Origin of the sequence: Haloarcula japonica DSM 6131 (assembly GCF_000336635.1) — an archaeon.
GTDB lineage: Archaea > Halobacteriota > Halobacteria > Halobacteriales > Haloarculaceae > Haloarcula > Haloarcula japonica.
Map to the genome: position 1 here is coordinate 21013 of NZ_AOLY01000011.1, position 20701 is coordinate 41713.

12 protein-coding genes and 2 pseudogenes are annotated in these 20701 nt (G+C 57.5%); 11 read left to right on the plus strand and 3 right to left on the minus strand.

Translation table 11 applies throughout. From position 1 onward, the window contains the following. The first annotated feature begins 2 nt into the window (after positions 1 to 2). From C444_RS07455 to C444_RS07480, 4 genes are read left to right on the plus strand one after another with little or no spacing between them, the layout of a single operon-like run. A complete protein-coding gene (locus tag C444_RS07455) occupies positions 3 to 2798 on the plus strand; it encodes a DUF499 domain-containing protein (RefSeq protein WP_004591998.1) in 2796 nt (931 codons plus the stop codon). After that, a complete protein-coding gene (locus tag C444_RS07460) occupies positions 2791 to 3729 on the plus strand; it encodes a hypothetical protein (protein WP_004592000.1) in 939 nt (312 codons plus the stop codon). Before C444_RS07455 ends, C444_RS07460 begins: the two co-directional genes overlap by 8 nt. Positions 3730 to 3732: 3 nt before the next feature. Beyond that, positions 3733 to 6381, plus strand: coding sequence for a DUF1156 domain-containing protein (locus C444_RS21030; protein WP_080509683.1), 2649 nt, complete (start codon positions 3733 to 3735; stop codon positions 6379 to 6381). 2 nt (positions 6382 to 6383) lie between these two features. Continuing rightward, positions 6384 to 6773, plus strand: a complete 390-nt coding sequence (locus C444_RS07480; RefSeq protein ID WP_004592007.1) for a hypothetical protein — start codon at positions 6384 to 6386, stop codon at positions 6771 to 6773. A 133-nt stretch (positions 6774 to 6906) separates the two neighbouring features. Here C444_RS07480 and C444_RS07485 read toward each other — a convergent pair whose 3' ends face one another. Beyond that, complete coding sequence (locus C444_RS07485) at positions 6907 to 9924, minus strand: hypothetical protein (protein ID WP_004592009.1); 3018 nt, start codon at positions 9922 to 9924, stop codon at positions 6907 to 6909. An 816-nt stretch (positions 9925 to 10740) separates the two neighbouring features. Here C444_RS07485 and C444_RS07490 point away from each other — a divergent pair. From C444_RS07490 to C444_RS07515, 6 genes and pseudogenes are all read left to right on the plus strand, one after another. Continuing rightward, positions 10741 to 12015: pseudogene (locus C444_RS07490) on the plus strand (helicase); the annotation flags it as partial. After that, a complete protein-coding gene (locus C444_RS07495; RefSeq protein WP_004592013.1) occupies positions 12015 to 12563 on the plus strand; it encodes a TATA-box-binding protein in 549 nt (182 codons plus the stop codon). The pseudogene C444_RS07490 and the gene C444_RS07495, both read left to right, overlap by 1 nt. Before the next feature lie 150 nt (positions 12564 to 12713). Further along, positions 12714 to 13704: pseudogene (locus tag C444_RS07500) on the plus strand (hypothetical protein). Positions 13705 to 14544: 840 nt separating this feature from the next. Then, positions 14545 to 15618 carry a transcription initiation factor IIB gene (locus C444_RS07505; RefSeq protein WP_004592014.1) on the plus strand — a complete coding sequence of 358 codons (1074 nt, stop codon included), beginning with the start codon at positions 14545 to 14547 and terminating at the stop codon, positions 15616 to 15618. A gap of 491 nt (positions 15619 to 16109) precedes the next feature. Next, on the plus strand, positions 16110 to 16598 hold the full coding sequence (locus tag C444_RS07510; protein ID WP_004592016.1) for a hypothetical protein: 489 nt from the start codon (positions 16110 to 16112) through the stop codon (positions 16596 to 16598). A 258-nt stretch (positions 16599 to 16856) separates the two neighbouring features. Then, positions 16857 to 17501 (plus strand): hypothetical protein, encoded by a 645-nt coding sequence (locus C444_RS07515; protein WP_004592018.1) that lies wholly within the window; start codon positions 16857 to 16859, stop codon positions 17499 to 17501. Positions 17502 to 17523: 22 nt separating this feature from the next. On the opposite strand, the gene C444_RS07520 is transcribed toward C444_RS07515, so the two are convergent. Together C444_RS07520 and C444_RS07525 are read right to left on the minus strand one after the other, a co-directional pair. Further along, positions 17524 to 19251 (minus strand): type IV secretory system conjugative DNA transfer family protein, encoded by a 1728-nt coding sequence (locus tag C444_RS07520; protein ID WP_049909255.1) that lies wholly within the window; start codon positions 19249 to 19251, stop codon positions 17524 to 17526. A gap of 113 nt (positions 19252 to 19364) precedes the next feature. After that, complete coding sequence (locus tag C444_RS07525; protein WP_152420777.1) at positions 19365 to 19727, minus strand: DUF7718 family protein; 363 nt, start codon at positions 19725 to 19727, stop codon at positions 19365 to 19367. Between the two features lie 147 nt (positions 19728 to 19874). On the opposite strand from C444_RS07525, the gene C444_RS07530 reads away from it, so the two are divergent. Continuing rightward, positions 19875 to 20234 carry an HVO_A0114 family putative DNA-binding protein gene (locus C444_RS07530; RefSeq protein WP_004592023.1) on the plus strand — a complete coding sequence of 120 codons (360 nt, stop codon included), beginning with the start codon at positions 19875 to 19877 and terminating at the stop codon, positions 20232 to 20234. Positions 20235 to 20701 lie beyond the last annotated feature (467 nt).

The following is a 20701-nucleotide window of genomic DNA, read 5'->3' on the forward strand; positions in this document are numbered from 1 at the left end:
CCATGACAGACCACGTAATTGCCGACTATATCTCCCCAAGCGACGAAATCACCACTGAAGACGGTAATATCAGTTCGTCCGGACTGCTCGACGAGGTCAATCTGTACAACCTCTACGACGACCGCGAATCACCCGAGCAAGACGCCGAACGCATCCTTGAGATCACGTACCCAACCGACACCCTCACTACGATCATCCAAAATACCGCTCGCACTCTCCACGGTGAGGACGAATTTTCTGAAGGTGGGCAGATCATCGGCGGTGGATACGGGAGCGGGAAAAGCCACATTGAGCTAGTCATATACCACCTCTTCGATTCGCCCGAACTCGGCCAGAAATGGCTTGACCAGCAAGGCATCGATGTGAGCCTTCCAGACGAAACCAGAACCGCCGCCCTCCAGATGTTCAATCTGGACAAGGAATACAATCTCCTCTCCGAAGCTGTCGCAGACTACCTTGGAATCGAGGAGTGGGAAGGCGACACTCGACTCCCAACCGTCCATCAAATTCGGGACACACTCGAAGGAACGCCCACGCTCGTTCTGCTGGACGAATTCGAGCGCTGGTTCGGGATGAACGACCGTTCAGAGTACCAGGAGGACAACAAGGCGTTCCTGCAAAATCTGCTCGAAGCCGCTGGTCGAGACGATACGCAACTCAGCGTGTTTCTCTCCCTCCTCTACGAGGACGAAGACATCCAAGCAGTCGCCCAACGCACAAACCCATTCACCTACGACTTGTCCTCACGGCGGGACGAGAAAATTGACTTCCTCCTCCACCGGCTCATCGGCTCCGTAGACGACCCCACAGGCGTTGCTGATCTCGCCAAAGAATACACCGACGTCTACCGGCAAAACGATCAAATCCAGCTTGAGGACTACCAGCACTTCCAGGATCGCATCGAACGGTACTACCCGTTCCATCCAGTCACGCTGGATCTGCTGATGGAGAAATACTCCGAGCAACGCATCAGTTCTGATGCCCGCGGCCTCCTTCGGTTCCTCACCGAAATCCTCGCGGACAACTACTCAAAGGTAGACCTCATTCTGACTGGCGACGTTGATGTCTTCGACTATGCTGACCGGTTCCAGTACATCGACAACGAACTCGTCGGTAAATACATCAACGACTATCATCGGCTCCAAAACTCGGACGAGTCGTTCGACGAATTCATCGAAGAACTCACTAATATCGTCCTGATTCACAGTCTCGCCCGTGCAGGCGAGGAAGGAGCGAACAAACGCCAGATGCTGATGGGGACGATGCGCAAGGGCATCAACGCCCATCGTATTATCCAGACGTTCACCGAGAATGTCTACGGTCACGCCTGGCACATCCATCGCATCAACGGCGAATACGCGTTTGACGTAGACGAGAACCCAGCGGCCCGCATCGAAAAGAAAGCCGAAGATATCCACAAGCACGACGCTATTCACCGCATCGAGTCCCTCGTCCGAGACGATCTCTTCGACAGCCGCAACAACGTCTACATCCTTGATCCGGTGAACACCGAGCAGGACATCCCGGACAACAAGGCGCTGAAGATCGTCGTGATGCTGAACGCCAAGCAGAAGTACAACGACGAATTTGAGGCGCTGACGACCGGCCAGGAACGTGAATTCCACAATACGCTTGCTCTGGTCACGCCCGAAAAACGCTCTAGCATTGACTCGAACACGGGCATCATCGAACTAGCCCGAAAAGTCGTTGCTGGGGAACAACTTGACCGAGAAGAGGAAGTCCTCCCGGAAGGATTCGAAGAAATCCACGAGCAAAACAAGAAAAACCTCCGTGACCGGGTCAGCGACAAGTTCGGGACCGTTCATCGTCCAACAGGCCGTGGCCTATACCCGGAAGACCTCCCAAGCGGCGACCACGTCGATTACTACGACGCCACAGTCAGCATCATCGAACCGGACTACAGTCACCTGAAATCAGAGGTCGAGGACGCCATCGAAGACGCAGGCGCGGGCGGTATACAGTACGAGCACCTCCGAAACGATTTCTACCGGAACACCGAGTACCCGACACTCACCAGCGACGACGAACTGGAGGACGCTCTGGATGACTTGTGCCGGGAGGGGACAATCAAGGCCGGGAACTACTTCGAAGAACGGCTACCCAATATCGGGAACGACACGAACCTCGTCCACGAGAAATACATCGAAGAAGACGACGATGACGACGATGAGACTGCCGAGATAACTATCGATACGACGGGGACAACTGAGACTGACGACGGCTCAGATGGTGACGGCGACGGTGAATCCCAATCGTCAACTGACGCAGGGGAGACCAGTAGTGGAGGGGTTCTCGAATGTCCGCAGTGTGGCCGAGAATTGGATGGGAATACCTGCGAGTGCGGCTTCGAGTTTGACTCAACAGACGTGGAGGAAGGCCGGGTGACGGTCGAGGGCGCCACGACTGAGGAAATCCTTGATGAATTCGGGCTGGACGACGAGCCGTCCGGGCCGAAAACACAGTCCGTTCCAATTATGGGCACGTTGGAAGCGGATAACAAGCCCGACATGATCGACACGCTGGAGCGGAAAATCGGGATGGAGTGGGACATCCACTCCGCCACAATCACTGTCGAGGGAACGCTGACAGCTGACGACCTCGAACACTACGGGATTTCAGCTGACGCCCTCGATGAGAAGATTTCAGTCGATGAAACCCTCGAAATCGAACCGGATGAACCGCTCTCCCGGCAGTCGTTCCTGAGCCTCATCTGGGATCTGAACGTCCCCGAGAACGCATCACTCGACGTCAGCATGCAGGTGGATAAGAATGAGTAACGCGCTCTACGGTACGTCCGAACTCGAAACCCTGCTTACGGGAGACTCTGTCTTCGATGGAGTCTTCGAAACACTTCGGCGTATCTGGGGTGATCCAGCCGCGCTCAGTGACCGGGAACTAGCGCATTCTGAGTACCGGACACGCCTACTTGAGCGCGAGCTTGCGGAACTGTATCCGCCCCTGTACGACGAGTTGATCGCGGCAACTGGTGACCACCCGCTCACACAGATCGAGGACGGTACCGGCGTCATCATGGACGCGTTAAGCCTTCGTGAAGGATTCCGTCTTGAACAAGAGCTGGCTGATGAATACGATTGGGAGGTTTCCCTTTCGTGGGCACCAATCGAACGGTTACCGAGCGAAACCCAATTCATTACCCGAGAATGGTTTGATGCGCACAGTCCATCAGCGGTATCACGAGACGACTTCCGGTTCATCGGCGAAATGGAAGTCCCGAAGCTCCCCGGAACATCGCCGGAATACGTGTGGACTCGGCATCCGGACCAGCGTCTCGAAGGAGCACTGAAGGGAAACTACTCGAACGAAGAAGTTGAGGGCATCTACGAGGACGTTAAGACTCTCCTCACGGACATCATTCACGAGAGTATCCACGATGAGTTCTTGGTCACGAGCGATCACGGGTACGTGAACCACCTGGGGAACTCACCGTATTCGGTGACTGACGAACAGGAAGAGGCGTTGTCGAGCAAGTTCAGCGGCCGGTTCACCGAAGTTGGAAACGGACAGGCGTACCAACTGCTCGAAGACGCTGACATTCTTAAGCGAGTAGGTGACTACTACGTGATAAGAGGTCACTACACGTGGACGAAACGCGGTGCGACGAAGAAAATCATGCACGGCGGGCTCAGCCTTCCCGAGTGCATGACGCCTGTCCTTCGAATCAACACGACCCCGACTGGAGGTGCCTAAATCATGCAAACTTGGGATAAGCTACCCCTCGAGCTGATGGACGAACTGGCCGAGAAAGAGACCTATCGACGCGACGTTTATCGCCCACTCTACTCACTACACAAGTGGTGGGCGCGGCGGCCCGGCTCCACGTTCCGATGTCTCGGTCTTGCGGCCCTGTCAGACGATACGATCAGCAAAGACGACATCCTCACAGAGCGCAATTCCGGCACGCACGACGGGTTGTATCTTGACTCGTACCACGAACAGTACAACCCAGATGACGAGCACATTGACCGTGATGTGACCGTTCTGGATCCGTTTGCTGGTGGTGGCACCACGTTAGCGGAGTTGAATCGTCTCGGTGCTGATGTCGTCGGGTACGAGCTTAATCCGGTTGCTTGGTGGACCGAGAAGAAAATGATGGACAGCGTGAATCTGGACGTTCTTGAGAGGGAATTCGACCGGATTCTCGAAGAAACGCGAGACGAGCTGAGGGAATACTACACGACCATCGACCCGGACACCGGGCAGGAGTGCGAGGTTCTGTACTACTTCCAGTCCCAGACGATTCCATGCCTGACCTGCGAAGAGGAAGTCCAGCTGTTCCCCCGATATCAATTGGCGAAGACGAAGAAAACTCGGCCAGGGTATCTATATTGTCCGAATCAGGACTGTGAGGACCGAATAATCGAGTTAGATAGTCGGGAGAAGGGACTTGATGTCGGTACTGAGGTAACGCTAGATAGCGGTGAAACAGTGACTGTGTCGGAAGACGGCAACGAGGTGTGCCCGCACTGCGGGCACGAGTTCGATCCAAACGACGGTACCTACGGTTATGGAAAATACACTTGCTCAAACGGCCACAAACACGACGTGAAGGAGACACTTCAACGACTCGACGAACGCCCGCAATTCGAGCGATTTGCCCTACAGTACGTTGATCCGCAGGGTAACAAGAAAATCAAGGAGTTCAATGGAGACGATGCGAAGCGAGTTCACCGAGCCAATGAGAAGTTCAGTGATCTTCAAGACGCTCTTCCGATTCCAGAGCAGAACATCCCTGGTGGAGACAAGACTCAAGCCCTTCTGAATTACAACTATAGCCAATTTAATGAGTTGTTTACCGACAGACATCTTCTGACCTTCGGATTGCTGTTCGAAAAATCCCGGGAAGTACAGGAGAAGGAATTCAACAATGCGGACCCGCAAAATATCGCTGAGTTCCTAATCACGGTTGCATCCTCTGCATTGGAAAGAAATAGTAAATTGTGTGGGTGGGACTACGGATTGAGCCAAGGATGGTCTTTGTTCAAAAGGCATGCATACGTGCCACGGGTACAGCCCGTTGAAGCCAACCCAATTAACTCCTATACTACTTTAACATCTGTAGCAAATTTCTATGATAAGGTTAGTGAGGCTAAGAAGTATTGTAATCGCCCCTTCGAGAAAATTAAAAACCGAAAAAATGGGGATGTGGAACAATTCTACGTCGAGTCTGAGTCGATTACAGAAGATCGCGTCGCAGGCCTAAACTGCAAAACCTCCGAGCGAATGGAGGAAGACGACGAGTCAGTCGATTACGTCATTACGGACCCACCGTACTACGACAACGTCCAGTACTCGGAACTCTCGGACTACTTCTACGTCTGGCTTCGGGAAGTACTCAAGGACGAGTACGAGGAATTCGAACCAGAACTCGTCCCGAAGGCACGGGAGATCGTCGCCAATTCGAGTGCCAACAAAGGCGAGGACTTCTTCGTTGAGTCGCTAACGAACGTGTTTAGTGAAGCACACCGTGTCCTCAAACAGGACGGCGAACTGATCTTCACCTATCACCACAACGAAAACGAAGCCTGGTCGGTGATCTTGGAGGCAATCATCGAGTCTGGGTTCACTGTTGCCGGTGCGTACCCCGTCCAGTCTGAGATGCCGAACAATCCCCATATCTCAGATCTCGACAACGCAGAATACGACATCCTCATCTTCGCCAACAAAGAGAACACTGACGAAGACATCACGCTCGAAGAACTGCGGCAAGACCTCTATTTCGAGTTGCAGGATATGATTGCGGAAGAGCGGGAGCGGCACGAGAACCTCTCCACAGCGGACCTCGGTGTGATTCTTCGTGGGAAGTCGATGTACTACTACTCGAAGCACTATCCAAACGTCTACACCGATGGTGAGCAGGTCGGGATCGAGGAGGTCCTCGATACGGTAGACTCGGTGATCGAACAGGCGCTGGAGGGAACGGTGAACCTTCCGCAGAGCATCGATCCGATCACGCAGGCGTACGCGGCGTTCTGCCAGCGCGGCAGCGAGGACTATGACGATCTGAACAAGCACCTGCTGGCGAAGAACCTGAACGTGAGCGACCTTGAAGACGAGAAACTCGTCAAAGGTCCGCGCAACAAAAAGGAGCCAATGACAGCTGATGAGCGTATCAACTACATCGAAGGAAAGCTCAACAGCAACGGTGACAACGGCCACGACTTACTGGATATCGACCGCGTACAGTACCTCTACCACCTGTACAAGACAGACCAGAACACGACGGAGTACCTGAAGGAGTGGAAGTCGGACGATCTCGAAGACTTGGCAGAGTTCATGGCCGATGTGAGTGGTGACGAACGGTACGAGAACGTGATGGACATGACACTCCAACAATTCTAACCATGCCACTGCGACCCGGCTACAACATCGTGACTGATCCGGTTGCCGAGACAGACTCGTCGCTGGCAGCGCTTGAGTTCTTCCGTCAAGTCGCTAATGACGGCGACGTGCAGACACCGGTCACGGTGACCGGGCTCGAGGATCTGCTATATAACGCGGTTGAGGACGAACGTAGTGATGTGGTGGCTCGACTTCGACAGGTGCTGCGAAACTCTGAATCACTGGGGTCGATGGATGCTGTGCAATTTCTCGTCGACGGGCAACTCGTAGACGATGTTGAATTCCGCGTGCGGATCGAGCGTGCTGAAGGCGGCGTGTATCTCGATATTGGACAGCTGTTCGTTGAGGCGCCTCAGCAACTTTCACCGACGCACGCTGTCGCGCGAAAGTGACCCGATCACGGTGAAAAGGTCAGTCATCAACTAGTTCTTTTCCGCCTTCGACGTTTTGTCAGTAATCTCTGACGCTCATCTGTAGACACGAGTACGTGGATCAGATTAGTTCTGGACTCGGCGGGGGGCAGGATCAGTCCAGCCCTGGCGACGGTTGACTGAGACGATCTCGTTGGGTTGCTGTTTCTGAAACGTCTTGGAAGCTCGATTGTGCTGTGTCAGGTCCTGGAGATTGACCGAGACGAACTACGGTCGAGTCCGAAGCTGCTGTGCCAGATGGGCCTCTTTCAAGTTTGTCCGAGTCGGCGAATGCACCCCAGAGGAATGGCCACCATCGTCTGAGCCGGTCGTGATCATCGAAGAGGGCCTTGATGTCGTCTCCCGGTTGGATACCCTCAAGATACGCTGTCTCGAGGTCGGGTAAGTCGTAGTGGGTGATGAGGTGGCACATCACCGCACTAGCGACATCTCGTGGAAATTCAGCGTACAGTATTCCGGTGTCGGGGTCAGGGTCGGCAAATGGTTCGTCTCGATCATTCTGCGGTGTCCACCACGGTTCTAAGTGAGCTTCCCACCGACGGTGTCCCTCGATTTCGCGGGGTTCAATGATGTCCCAAGCAGCGAGTTCGTGGATGTAGCGGTCGTAGCTACTTGCGGAAATATCAGCAGTATCGATAATTTCAGACCGGCCCATCGGATCATCCGCGTCGAGTAGTGTTTTGAGGAGCTTCGTCGCTGTTGGTGGAAGCTCGGGTAAGAGTCGTTTCGTAGGGAGGTTCGACAGTCCGTACGAGATGTCTCGAACGGAGATAAAATCGTAGTTCCGGGAGGATTGAGCAATATGAAGCATTGCTTCGGCAACATCGTGAGGACATGCTCGATGTGGTCGATCCTCTGTCCCGAGGACACGCAGGAACAGCCGAACAAGTCGCTCGATATCCTGTTTTCCTTCGTGAATATCCTCCTGGTGAGCCACCTGGTAGTTCTTCGCTGAAGCGTAGTCTTCGACGAGATTACGAATCGCTGAGTAGGAGTTCCCAATCTGGACGGGGATTTCCATTACCGGTGCTGACTCCTGTCCATTAGCAATTGCTTCACGAATTTCGTTGGTCTCCATTTCAATGGCGTCCTCGATGTCATCGTGAAGATCGGTCATCGTTGGTCCGGAGAAAACCCACGATGCGGTCAGATGCATCGTTGGGTCAGTTTCGTCCACCTCGTAGGGAAGACGTCGTTTGAGTTTCTCCGGCCTGTCCTCGAGGAGCATTCTGTACCCGGAGTGGATCCCGTATACGGACTGTTTCGGGACGGTGTGCCGGGCGAAATCCAGGAAATCGTTGAGACGGCGTTCATCACTGATGAGCATGCCCGTATCGGGGACTCGAACGTTGATTGTGACATCCACGCCGGCAGCGTAGTACAGCTGTGTCGCTGAGGCAACCAAGCCGTGCAGGTCACGTAGTAACTCAGTCCGGGCTTCGACGTCGTCACTGTTTGTGAGTTCGCCAACTTGTTGCAAACACAGACTGCGAACGGCGCCAATACGCTCACGCCAACCATCGTAGTCTTCCTCGTCCTCGCTGAACCAGCCGATCTGGTGACCCCGACGAATGATTTCTCCAGCTTCTCTATCGAGTTGTTCAACGACCGCATCGTCGATTTCTTCGAACTGGTTTCCGAGACGAGAGGAGGTAAGGATCTTACTCAGTGCTTTGTCGCTGAGTAAGGTTCCCGCAATACGTCCGAGGGTAGGGAGGGGGCCGCCCCACTGAGTGGCTACGAAGAGATCATCGTCGAAGCAACTGAGATACGATACGCGACCGTCCTCGAAACGCTCGATACGGTCATCGACTAGGGTGACACCACGATCTCGACGGCCAGCAAGGTACCGTTGGTGCATTCCCCAAGCGTCGAGAACACCGGACGGCCCATCGAGCCATTGAACGTAGTCAGCACCCTCACTAGGACTGCCTGTCGCAGCTATCCAATCCTCCGCTGTCCCAGGCTGATCCCCCTCCCTCGTGTCCGATCGCGCGGGATACACTGTACTTGCTTGGGGCTGAGGGGTCGGCGTAAGATGCGTCTCCAGCGTCGATTGGGCTGGATGGATCACCCGGTAGTCCGTGGTGACATACTGCTCAACTGCCACTTGTCCTAAGCCGGTGAGGGACGCACTGTTGTATTGCCCACGACGGTCGATATCCACAAGCCCTAATTCTTCTAGATCGAGGATGTAACGGCCGACAGTCCCTGCTTGCACGTCGATCTCATCATCCTGCTTGAGATCACGATAGTCTCGAGATCCCTCTATAGGGAGGTTCCGGAGAAGACGGAGTCTCCCTGATTCCTCTGGGAGGGTCTGTATTGCTTCCCATGCTTCCTCGAGCTGCTCCGCCGATGGTTGTCCGTCGTCACCCGCTGATTCTACAGAGGGGGTCTCACGGGTTTCAGTAAGACGGAGATGGGCGTCATACCAGTCTGGATACCGACGCTCAATCGCGCTATCTAACGCTGGCGAGACGACTAAGCGGACGTCGAAGGTGGAGCCGAGCACGGCGATAGCTGCAAGTGCCCGTACTCCTGTCCCTCTATCGTCGAGTTTTGACCATGACTCGCCATCAAGGACAAGCGTGATCGGTTGAGGTGCGTCATCGAGCTCATCGTGGAGTCGAACCGGTCCTTTGGCGAGGGCTTCAAGGCCAGCGTTGAGAGGGCCACGTCCGGTACTGATCGTGGTAAGAGTATCTTTGAGCGATTTGTACCGCTGCTGGTGATACTTCGAGAGCTCGTCGAGATCATCTTCGTCGACGTCAGAATATTTGACCGCGATTTCGACAAGTGAATTCGCGTATTCGACCGCTTCGGCTTCTGCATCACTCCACGACCCCGTTTTCTGGTGGTCGAACCCCAGGGTTTCCTCTTGGAGACAGCGATAGACGGTGTTGTATCGTGCGTGCGTGAGGACTTCTGGGTCTTCTTGATGGATGAATCTTCGAACTGACTGAATACTCTGTGGCAGTAGTTCCTCGAGGAGGTCAGGTATCCACTCTGTTACCCGAGGAGTGACCTCGGTGATGGTAAGTCCAGCAGTAGAGAGGTTCCCTCCTGGAACGATCTTCCGGATTCCTTGGTGTCGATTAGGCGTGTGCATGCAGTCCGTGGAGAGGTGCGGACTGCGTGGAAGCCGGAGAATGCAAGGGTCCCGAAACCAATTTGAACCCTCGCGTCCAAATTGTGGATAGGAGCGTCCCGATAATACCGCTCCGTCCACGGCAAGGACCGGCTCTGCTGGTCCGCTGCGACGATGCTTCACAACGACATCCGGGACGAGGCCTGGAAACTTCGGACCCGGATTGTCGTTTGAATCTGTACCTGTGAGTCATTGGTCTGGAGTAGCGCCAGCTACTCGCGGTCACCTCGGTCTTGGTGTGTCTGTGTGGTTTGCATCGCTGTCACCGCCTGTTGAGGACATTTCATTTGGCAGCGCAGCGGCTACGTGGGGTAACGCTTAAGCCCACAGCGGAAGAAGGCCGAGGTAGCCAACCACGGAGGACACGAGCGGTTCGTGTCCGGGGCCTTCTTCAGGCTTCCACCGCCGACCAGTGATTACTCTGTCCTGCCTTGGCCCCCTGTTTTCACGGATGCAACTTAAAGGTAACAGTCGGTGTCTGACAACCGCCATCTGATAACGTCTGAAAATTTTGAAACTAACTCAAATAGAATTCAATTCATCAGTCTGAATATAGCGAATGACCAGCTCTTGTCCAGTTCCGATCGGCAAGAAAGTAGAACTGTGATAGATGAGCAACCCATAGGAATCCGCTTTTAAAAATGAGTAGTTTGTACTTCCCCCACAGCCACCTAGTGGGTGTAGTAGTAACTCGCCAAAGACATATGTAAATTGGTAAGTTGGAGCAAAATAAAGCATAGAAGATACACAATATATGTGATATATGCGGATTTCTATTACGATACAACGTGGAATCCCATCCGCATCGACCAGCGGATGGGGCGACTCCACCGCTACGGCCAGGAGCACACCGTCGAGATCCGCAACCTCTTCTTCGCCAACACCCGCGAGAGCGAGATTTTGAATTTGCTCATCGAGAAGACGAACCAGATCGAGTCTGACCTCGGGATGCGCTCGGACGTGCTCGGTCGTGTCCTCGAGGACGTCGACCTCGACGAGACTATCATGGCGGCCATCGCTGAGGACGAGCCAACTGAGCAGGTCGTTGCCGACGTCGAGGCGACGATCGAAGAGCGGAAGGACGCTATCCAGACCGTCGAAGACGACTTCCTCATCCGGGACCGGTTCGATCTCTCGGGGGAAGACGACGAGATCCTCGACGTCATCGAGCGGAGTCAACACGGTGAGGTGTCCGAGGACGACATTGAGACGCTCGTCAGGGTGTTCTTCGACGAGTTCGGCGGCACGATCACGGGTGTCCGTCCCGGTCCCGCACGGACGGAAGGCGACGTGTTCCAGCTTGACGTCCCCGACGTACTGAATGGAAATCATATTCAGCGCCGCTACGCACGGGCGACGTTCACCAAGGAGATCGCTATCGAGGAGGACGACATCGAGTTTATCTCGCTCGATCATCCGCTCGTCCAGTCACTCATTGAGTTTTGTCTGGACTCGGAGAGAGTCCAAGGCCAGGTAGCGACGAAAGTAGCTGCGAACGACGCTCGCGCGCCAGGCATCCTCTTCAATTACCGACTCGGCTACGTCTCGGGGGCGGGGGACGTAGTGACCGAGAAGTTCGTTCCACTCTATGCCACGCTAGACGAGTCAATTACGACGGAGGTGCCGGAGTTCGTGGAGACGATGCCACCGGAAGATGCAGCGTCCCATCCGGATTGTGAGCAGCTCGCAGCTGCGGTTGAGGGCCTCCATCAGGCGGCCGAGATGGAGGCGTGGACGCAGGTAGAATCATTTGCCCAGGAAGCTCGCAGTGAGCGTGAACGCGACATCGAGATCAAGCGCGAGCACGCCGAGCGCTACTTCGCCGAGCAAATCGAGGAATGGGAGGAACGTCTCGAAACGTATCAGCAGCGTGCGGAGCAGGGGCGGGACATGTCCGCCCCGATCGGGAATGCAAAACAGAAACTCGAGAGTCTCCGCCGTGAGCGTAAAGCGGAGCTTGCGCAGCTTGACGAGGAGCAACACGTCACGCCGGAAGAGCCTGACCTGGTGACCGCAGCGTTCGTCGTTCCATCGCCGCAGGGAGGCAACTGATGGTACAGGTCGTCAACGTCGTTGCATCGGGCGCTCTCGATGTGGAACTCGATCTTGAGGCGGTCGCCCGGGAGCTTGACGACGTCGTCGACTACGATCCCGAGAAATACCCTGGTGCCTACTTTCGATTCGGTGACGACGAGCCGCTGATAACGCTGTACCGAACTGGGAAGTACATTATTACAGGGGCGTCATCGGAAGCCGAGGCTGGCAGCCTCCGAGATAAGTTCCTGACCCTCCTGAATCGCCACGGAATTGTCTCGGATGCTGATGATGCCTGGTTCACCGTCCAGAACTACGTGTGTATGGCAGATATGGAGCGGTCGCTCAATCTGTCAGCCCTTGCGATCGGCTTAGGGCTTGAAGTGACGGAATACGAGCCTGAGCAGTTCCCCGGCCTGGTGTACCGACCCCACGACCACGCGTGTGTACTCCTGGTCTTTGCCTCTGGGAAGGTGGTGATCACTGGCGCTCAAGAGATCGATGTAGCTGAAGCAGCCTTCGCAGCGTTCCGTGAATCAATCGAAACACTGCTTGCGGACGAGTGATTCGCTGATTCGCGGCCCTGTTAACCAACAAAATCTGCGCACCGCGAACGTTGTTGGTTAATTGCCACCAGCTAGCCGAAACGTTGCAGGAGACCGATTTCGAGAAGGGCTGAGCCGAGAGGTTTTCCCGCGATACGACCAAGGACTACTATGCCCTTTACAGCGAGCTGGCGGACGCTCCTTGACGAGTGTGAGGAGCTCGCTGCGGATGCGACGCTCATTACGCCGCTATCGGAGACGCGCTTCCGCCTCACCGATGTCCAGGAGCACCGCATCGTCATCGAATTCGTCGACGCAGGTGACTCCCAACCACTGCAACGCGAGCAATTCGAAACGCTGGCCGAGCGCATTACCGACGCTGGCGGCACCTTCGAACTCCAGCGTCTGCCACCGGACGCGGAGCCATACGCGGCAGTGCTCAGTCTCCATCCTCGGTACGAGATCAACGACCAGGCGGGCACCCTCCGAAACTGACGAGCCGACGACGTCCCAGCTCATCGCCGGGACGTCTACTCAGCCCGCCGCCGACCAGGACGATGAGGCGGATCGAACGGAGCCTGACCTCGATGTCTACGCCGACATGCTCCTCTTGATCGACGCCCTCGAGCGCCACGATCCGACGGCGCTCGACGACTGTGAGACGCCCGCGCTCATCAATCTCTATACGCTGCTATCGGACGTCCAGCGCAACGCTGGCGACCTTCGCCAGGCGGTCCGAGAGGTGCTCCTCGGGCGGCTCCACCACGACCAGCCGGTGCATGGCCAGTACGGCTCGGTCCAGCGGACGAGCCGGCGCAATCGCTCGCTGAAGGACGACGACGAGGTTCTGGACATCCTCGAGGATGCGGGGATTCCCCGCGAGCGGATTCTGGCCGTCGACCGCGAGAAGGTCGACGACGCGCTCGATGTAACCGATCTTTCCGAGACGGACGTCTACGAGGTCGAGGAGAGCGAGTACGTGCGGAAAGCCGACGTCGACGAGGAGCGCAAAGAAACGCGACTGCAGGGACTCAAGGATCAATTGGCACTGAGCGACGATCCCGACGCCGAAGAGTTACGCCAGGAGGTCGACGATCTCGAACAGCGCATCGAGGAGTTGACCGAGTTCAAACCCGGGACGGAAGTCGGGTCGCGATCATAGCAACGGCGGCCGAATGGAGCTTCAGATAGATATTAACCAACGCTAACACCTCATTCTCCGCGCTGTTGGTTAAGAACACTCCACCGTTTCCAGTAAACACCCCCCTCGTGCCGAATGAAAACTGGGCTGCTTGCGGGCGATTTGTTTGGTGGTTCGATTAACCAACACCGGCGGTTGGGATCGGTGAATGTTGGTTAACAGTGGTCGCGTACCCCGTCGACGATTCGCACTATCGAACGTCATCTCGACGGAATACTAGTGAGGAAAGCCCTCGGCCGCTCGGCATCCCGCGACCACAGCTGCGCGCCTCACTTCGCTCGGTGCTTGCAGGGTCGGGGGACGACCGAGACGGCCTCGCCCTTTCTGAGTCCGCCAGGACGCCGGTTGTGTCACCGATCGTCGAGCCCGGTTGGTCAGGTGGTTCGTAACGGCCCGCCCCGCTCGCCGCTGCCGCCCTCCGCGTCGCTCGCGACCGACCATTCCGGGCGTGCGGGCGCTCTCCGCACCGCGAGCGCCCGTTCCGGGCTAAAATGAATGTGCCCTCGACGCCAGCGCTTCACCCGTTCGGGTCCTGCGGACCTCGGCGAAGCCGACCGCGACGGACGTAGTTGCGTCGCGGCGAACGGGGAATGCGCTGGCCGCTCGCTCCGGGCGGGTCGGCGCGCGGTGCTGGATGATTCTCCTTCTTGGGCGCGCTCTCGCTCGCGCCCAAGGGCGCTCGCGAAGGCGCGAGCGAGAGCGCGCAGACGAGTCTGTCGGTCGTAGTCGTTGAGAAATCCGCGATGTTGTAGCATCGCGGTGTCGGGCGCGTGAGCGCCTTCAGGTTCGGTGCAAGAACCAATGTCAAGTACGAGCTTTGTACGGTATGAATCTTCGGTCGAACAGGCATCCGAGAACAGTGAGGCGTCCGAGGAGTCGGTCGTCGAGCACGAGCCGGCGCGGCAGTCGACGTGTCCCGAGTGTGACGGCCAGGTCGTCACCAGCGATGAGGAGTCCTACTGTGTTGACTGTGGTCTCGTCGTCTCAGCGGAGCACGTCGATCACCGGCCGACGCGGGGCGTGCATGGGCCGTCGGACGGGAGCGGTCCCTCAGAGTGGAGCTGCGAGTCGATCAACCCGCTCCGGATCGACAAGGGGCTGCACACGACGTTCTTCCTCGGCAGTGATGGGTACGGGAACTCGCTATCGAGCGAGCAGATGGACAAATTCGAGCGGCTGCGGCAGCGGCACAAGCGCTTCCAGGTCGAGGACAAGCGCGCGATTCGACTCAACGAGGGCTTCCGGGACATCGAGTCGATCACCGGGAATCTAGCACTTCCCGGGTTCGTGGCCGAGGATGCCGGGCTGTTCCTGAAGCAAGCGGCCGACGCGCGTCTTCCCGGCGGGCGGATGTCCTGGGAGGCACTCGCCGGCGGGGCAGTACTCCTCGCAGCCACCGAGGCGGGGTTCCCCCGGTCGTGTGACGAGGTCGTGCAGTATACGAAGTCCTCGTACGAGCGAGTGAGCGCGGCAGCGCGGAAGTTGCGGTGTGAGCTCGGTCTGGACGTGCCCCCGGCGCGAGAGGGGGTCGTCGACGATGTGCTCATCGCGCTCGACGACAGTCTCGACGTGCAGACGTGTCTGGAGTTGCGGGAACTCAGTGACCACCTCCTGGAGATCGCCGACGAGAAACCGGTCGGGCCGGGGACGTCGCGCCTGACGATGGGGGCGGCGGCCGTCTACGCGGCGGATCGGCTCACTGACGGAAAGATCGCCACCCAGGCGCAGATGGCTGAGGCGGCAAGCACCATCGTCGACACCTCGAAAAGTCGGGTCAGCCGGTACTCGCAGGCGCTCCACGACGCCTACGTGGACAAGCACGGAAGCGATGATCCAGGCGCAGTCCTCGAACGCGGCCGCGTCCGACTGCGGTAACGGGCTCTCAAGGCCCTCTTTTTTATCGTGACCACCGCCCGGTAACGCCCCGCCTCCCCACCCACCGCTCCCGGCTTCCCTCCGGTCAGCCGGCAGCCACAACCGACAGCACTGCAACTTCGAGTATTCACCCCTGGTTTCCGTCGTCCAGTTAGTTCCCCTGTGAAGGTGAGATGTGCGTAGACGGCCGCCTCAAGCGGTTTTATGGCGGTTTACATTCCGAACATGGGGTGTTCTTCGACAAGCGGTGTATCTCGAAACTGGGTGAGGTTTGCCGGGGTATCCGTTTCGCAGTGACAGCACCAGAAGCGTAAGGTAAGATGAGGCGAAGATGCACGATTCGAAAACTGATTAACCAACAGGATAGGCAGTATAGCCCCTCGTTGGTTAATCGTATAGTCCGACTGGCATACTTTCCGGGTTCTGCCTGATCCTGGCGGCTCCCAAAGCCGGGGATAATTAACCCAGAGCGACCACGTTCAGATACTCATATGTCGAAGGATCGGTTTGAGGCGGCTGCGAACGATCTCCGACAGCTATCGGCTGTTATCGAGTGTGTTGCCTGGTCCGACAGTGTCTCTGTTCGGTATTCGGGGTCGATGCACGACCTCAGGAACCAAGCACGCGAACACGACCTGATTCCAGTGAATATCGACGGCGTCCTGTACGCCGAGCCAATGCCCGTCGAGAACGACGCCGGCGAGATCGTCCCCGATGACGACCCCGAACCCGCGTCCGTCGTCGCAGAGGCTGACCCAGTACAGTCGGCGCACCTGATCGAAGACAACGGGGAGCAACGGCTCCTCGTCACGACGACTGGTGTCGAAAGCGCGATCGATTTCATGGAACTCGATGGTCCCTACGGCTGGATACTCACCGAGGCCAAAGAAGCCCAGATCCGCCTCGCCCCATCGACGTCCGGCGTCTCGTTTCTCCTGAGCCGGAGCACGAGCCAGCTCCGTCGTCTTGATCGAGAGTAATCGACTACCCGTTCGCCCTGAACAACACACCACCTGGTCGACCTCGTGATGGCCTGTGGAGGGCCGTTATTGCGACCCTCGCCCGATGATCCCTCCACCACCCCACCCTCCGCTCCCGGCCTCCCTCCGGTCGGCCGGCAGCCACAACCTCATTGACAACCCCTGAATGAACGTCGTCCTTCAGCTGAGATCAACCGAACCGAGGCCCAGATCTTGGCAGGTTTCTGTTCCCCCAGTAGCGTGGAGGCAACGTAGCCAATGGCAACAGATCCCTCGTTCAGACTCGAACTCGACACCGCAACCGCCCTTCGCGACTGGCTCCTCGATGCAAGCCATCGCGATACAACCGGAACAGTCGTTGCTGAATCGCTCGCAGAACTCGCTGCTGGCATCGACGGGCAGCTCCACGGACAGTCCGAGTACCTCGAAATCGGTGTGTCGACGACGAAATTCCCACCGATGAACTCGTCTTCGTCACTCGATGACCAGAGCGAGATGAGTGAAACCGCTGATCCGTCCGGCCAGGATACCGACGCAGCTGACTGTCCGGCTGAACGTGGCTCAGTCGATACGGAGCACACGGGGCCGTCTCAGGTCTATGATGCCCTACCCAGCGATGCGTGGCACTCCCCGACTGGAGAGGATAGTACTTGCTCGGAGGGTTCGTCGACGTCGACGACCGGTTACGAACAGACACCGACTGCTGGACGGAGCCGCAACCGCCCCGATACCGACGAGGACTCCGGCGCGTTCCAGTTCGTTACATCGTACGAATGCGGGGTGTGTGGGGCCGTTCAGGAGATGGAAACCTCACTGCAGGTCTGTGCATTCATCGACAACTGCGCGGCCTGCGGCGCGGTCGACGTCCGGTTCAGTGCAGTCGGAATCCCGGAACCAATGTAGGGACGCTATCTTCTCGCTGCCGTCACTCTTTCGTCGCGCGTTCAAGCGCTCGCTCGAGCTGCGCTCGAATCGCTGTAAAGCGGGCGATCAGGCCGCGCATCCAACCATCGGGGACGATGACGATCGCCTCGCCATCGTCGAGGCGTTCGAGGTCGCTTTCGGCGATCGGATGTGTTTCATCCTGGAGTTCCTGGCGGCCGACTGAGCGTCCGTCACGGTCATGGACGGGGACGGACCGGCGCTGTTGTTCACGGCCGATCTGCGACCGTGCGTACTCGACGCTCGCTGCGTCGCCGACCCGCATGATTACTGATTGGACGAGGCCGCTCAGTAGCGCATTCGCGCGGTCTTTCCCGTAGGCGTCGTGGAGCTGTGCGACCGACTGGACGCCAAGCAGGAGCTGGGTGTTCCGGCCCCGTCCCGCGTTGATCAGGTCGCCGATCTTCCGGAGGCCAGGAAGGCGCGCGAACTCGTCCAGGACGAAATACGTGTCGCGGTCGTCAGCAAGCGCAAAGCGTGCCGCCCAGTCGATGAAGAACCGAAATGCGGGTTGGACCGCGTCACCCTCTGTGATCGGGAAGTCCAATAGCAACGTCCGTCCCTGTGGGTCCTGCATGTACTCGCGGATCGAGAACTCGCCTGCTTCAGCGAAGTCGCCGCGGAAGAGGTCAGCGATGATCTGCTGAAAGTTCGCGTAGACGCCCGCCGCCTGTCGTTCTGAATCCGGATCGATTGCCGAGGCCGCCGCAGTAAGATCCGAATGGTCGGTCAGCTGCTCGTGCATCTCTTGTTTATCAGTCGACTGGACGAACGCTACGAGATCGGCGTTCGTCGGCGTCGTGTCGTCCGCTTGGGCTTCCCGGTGGAGATACGTCACGACCGCAACGAACAGCTGGCGTGCGGCTGGACTGAAGAACTCAGATTCCTCCGTTTTGGGAAACAGTGCTCGGCCGATTTCGTCGATATCGGCCTCGCGTTCGATTTCGGCGAAGACGTTCCAGTGTTCGGTTGCGCCCGTCGACGAGAGGTAGATTAGGTCCTCGTGGTTGTGGTCGCGTTCGAGGATGTCTTGGTATTCGCCTTTGTAGTCGAAGACGACAAACGGATCGTCCGTTCCGGCCTGCATCTGATGGGAGAGATGTTTGATCGTCTCCGTCTTCCCTGCGCCCGTCTCCCCGAGGACGAGAATTGAACGGTCCTTCTGCAGTGGGAAAAACCGCGAGAGGCTCATGTGATCGCTCGCAGCAGAGAGTCCCCGAAACGGCAAGACGTAGTTCCCGTCGCTGATGGTCCTACGGAGTTCGCGTTCCGTGTCCCAGGTACGCAGTCGCTGGCCAGTATACGCTGTGATACCGAGTGCGACGACGAAACCGCCGACGCGGGGCAGCGTGAACTGCTCGACCAGCGGTAGGGCCATGGCGGTCAGATACCCTGCCTGATGGAGGATGAGCTCGACCACCTGCGCGAGCAGGAGGACGTGGAACGCCCAGAACAGTTTGAGGTGTGCTGGAAAGAGCAGGACAGTTCCGACCGCCCCGACCAGGTAGAACAGCGGGACGAGCCAGAGTGCGCGGCTACGATGTAGCCCCTCGAACTTGACGTCGTGGAAATTCGCGCGCTCGAGGATGGCGTACACCCAGGGAAACAGCAGCGCGGCCGCCATCACCGCCGCGATCTTGAAGAATATCTCTACCTCGTCCTCTTGCCGGTAGTCCTCAGTTTGAGACTCAGAATCGGTACGTGCGCTCACGAAGTCACTCTCCAATTGTGCCGTTGATATACTGAATGTGCAAGTGTCTTCTCAATCTGTCTGTGATGAGGGTATCATTGAACTGGTATCCAATCGAGGAGTTCTAACTCCATTCACCGCCAGCCGCCGTGAGCTTGGTAGTAGGTGTCGGCAAAGTGTCGCCAGTCCTCGCGCAGACGTTCCTCAGCATCCTCAGCATCAAAATCCGACGGGAGAGAGGTATCTTTCCCGCCTTCTTCGCTATAGAATCGGTCGATGTGTGGGCCGCCGTGCTTTCGATCGTCGATCCGGACGATGTGCTCATGTGAGGCGTCGGGTGCGTCCTCAGACGGCATCCAGTAGAACAACCAGACAGCGAAATCGGTCGTCACGGGGGCGGTCGCGGTGTCGACGGCGTCAGAGAGATCGACCGCGAGGCGAATCATCCGCCCTTTGTGTGTGCCAAGAGGGTAGGCGTAGTCATACGATTCAGACATACTCACTCATGCCGATTTTCGAAGCCTAGCATAAAACGCTACCCAAGATACCACCCTCACTGGTGGATCAATCGGCCGTCCCCGCGAAATTCAGCAGAGGGTTTATCACTATTGACTTCTAATGCAACAGTAGAGAGAGTGATATATGTGTCTGAAATAAGCCATGCGGGAGACGAGACGGCTGACCGCATTGCAGACAGGGCCGAGTTCAGCCGCACGCTCGCCCAGAGCGACTACGATAACGTGACTGTGCTCGCTCTCAGCGAGGCAGCGGACGTCCTCACAGACCGGCGACGGGAACTCATCGACGCGCTTCGCGTGGGCGAATACGGGTCTGTCCGCGACCTCGCCCGGGAGGTCGGCCGTGACAAAGGTGCCGTCTCGCGGGACCTCGCTGTCCTCGCCGAGCACGGTGTCACGACGCTCGAGGAGAACGGCCGTGCAAAGCGCCCGGTCCTCCGGACCGGTACGATCGTCGTCGAGCCGGTTGCCGTCACCCACGGCTGACGACGCTATCGCTGCGCACCACCAGCACGTGCTGTTCTCAGCTAGCTCGCCAGCTACCGACGTGGCTGTTTTTCACTCGAAACGCGGTGTGTTACAGGTCGATACCGGGTGTCGGTCGCACCAACCAACACTGGAACCAGTCGTGCGTTCGGCGGCAGAAGGGCAGAGAATCCGTAAAGGGATGCAAACTGATTAACCAACAAAAACGCGGTATAACGGGAGATGTTGGTTAATCGCTGGCCGCGTGGACGTCGTCGAAACGCCAGTCGAGAGCGTTCCTATTGCTGTCGGTCGCTCCTCGAGCCCCGCTATGGCGCCGTGTCGACCCAGCTGGGGCAGCGCGAGGTACTCAGGAACCTCGGTGTGTGCGTGTCGTCAGGCGCGGCCGCCCGCGGTCGCCGTGCTCACTCGCGCGAATGGGTCGCGCGCCAGCGGGTATGCCCGTCGGTTCCTGCGCTCCAGTTGGT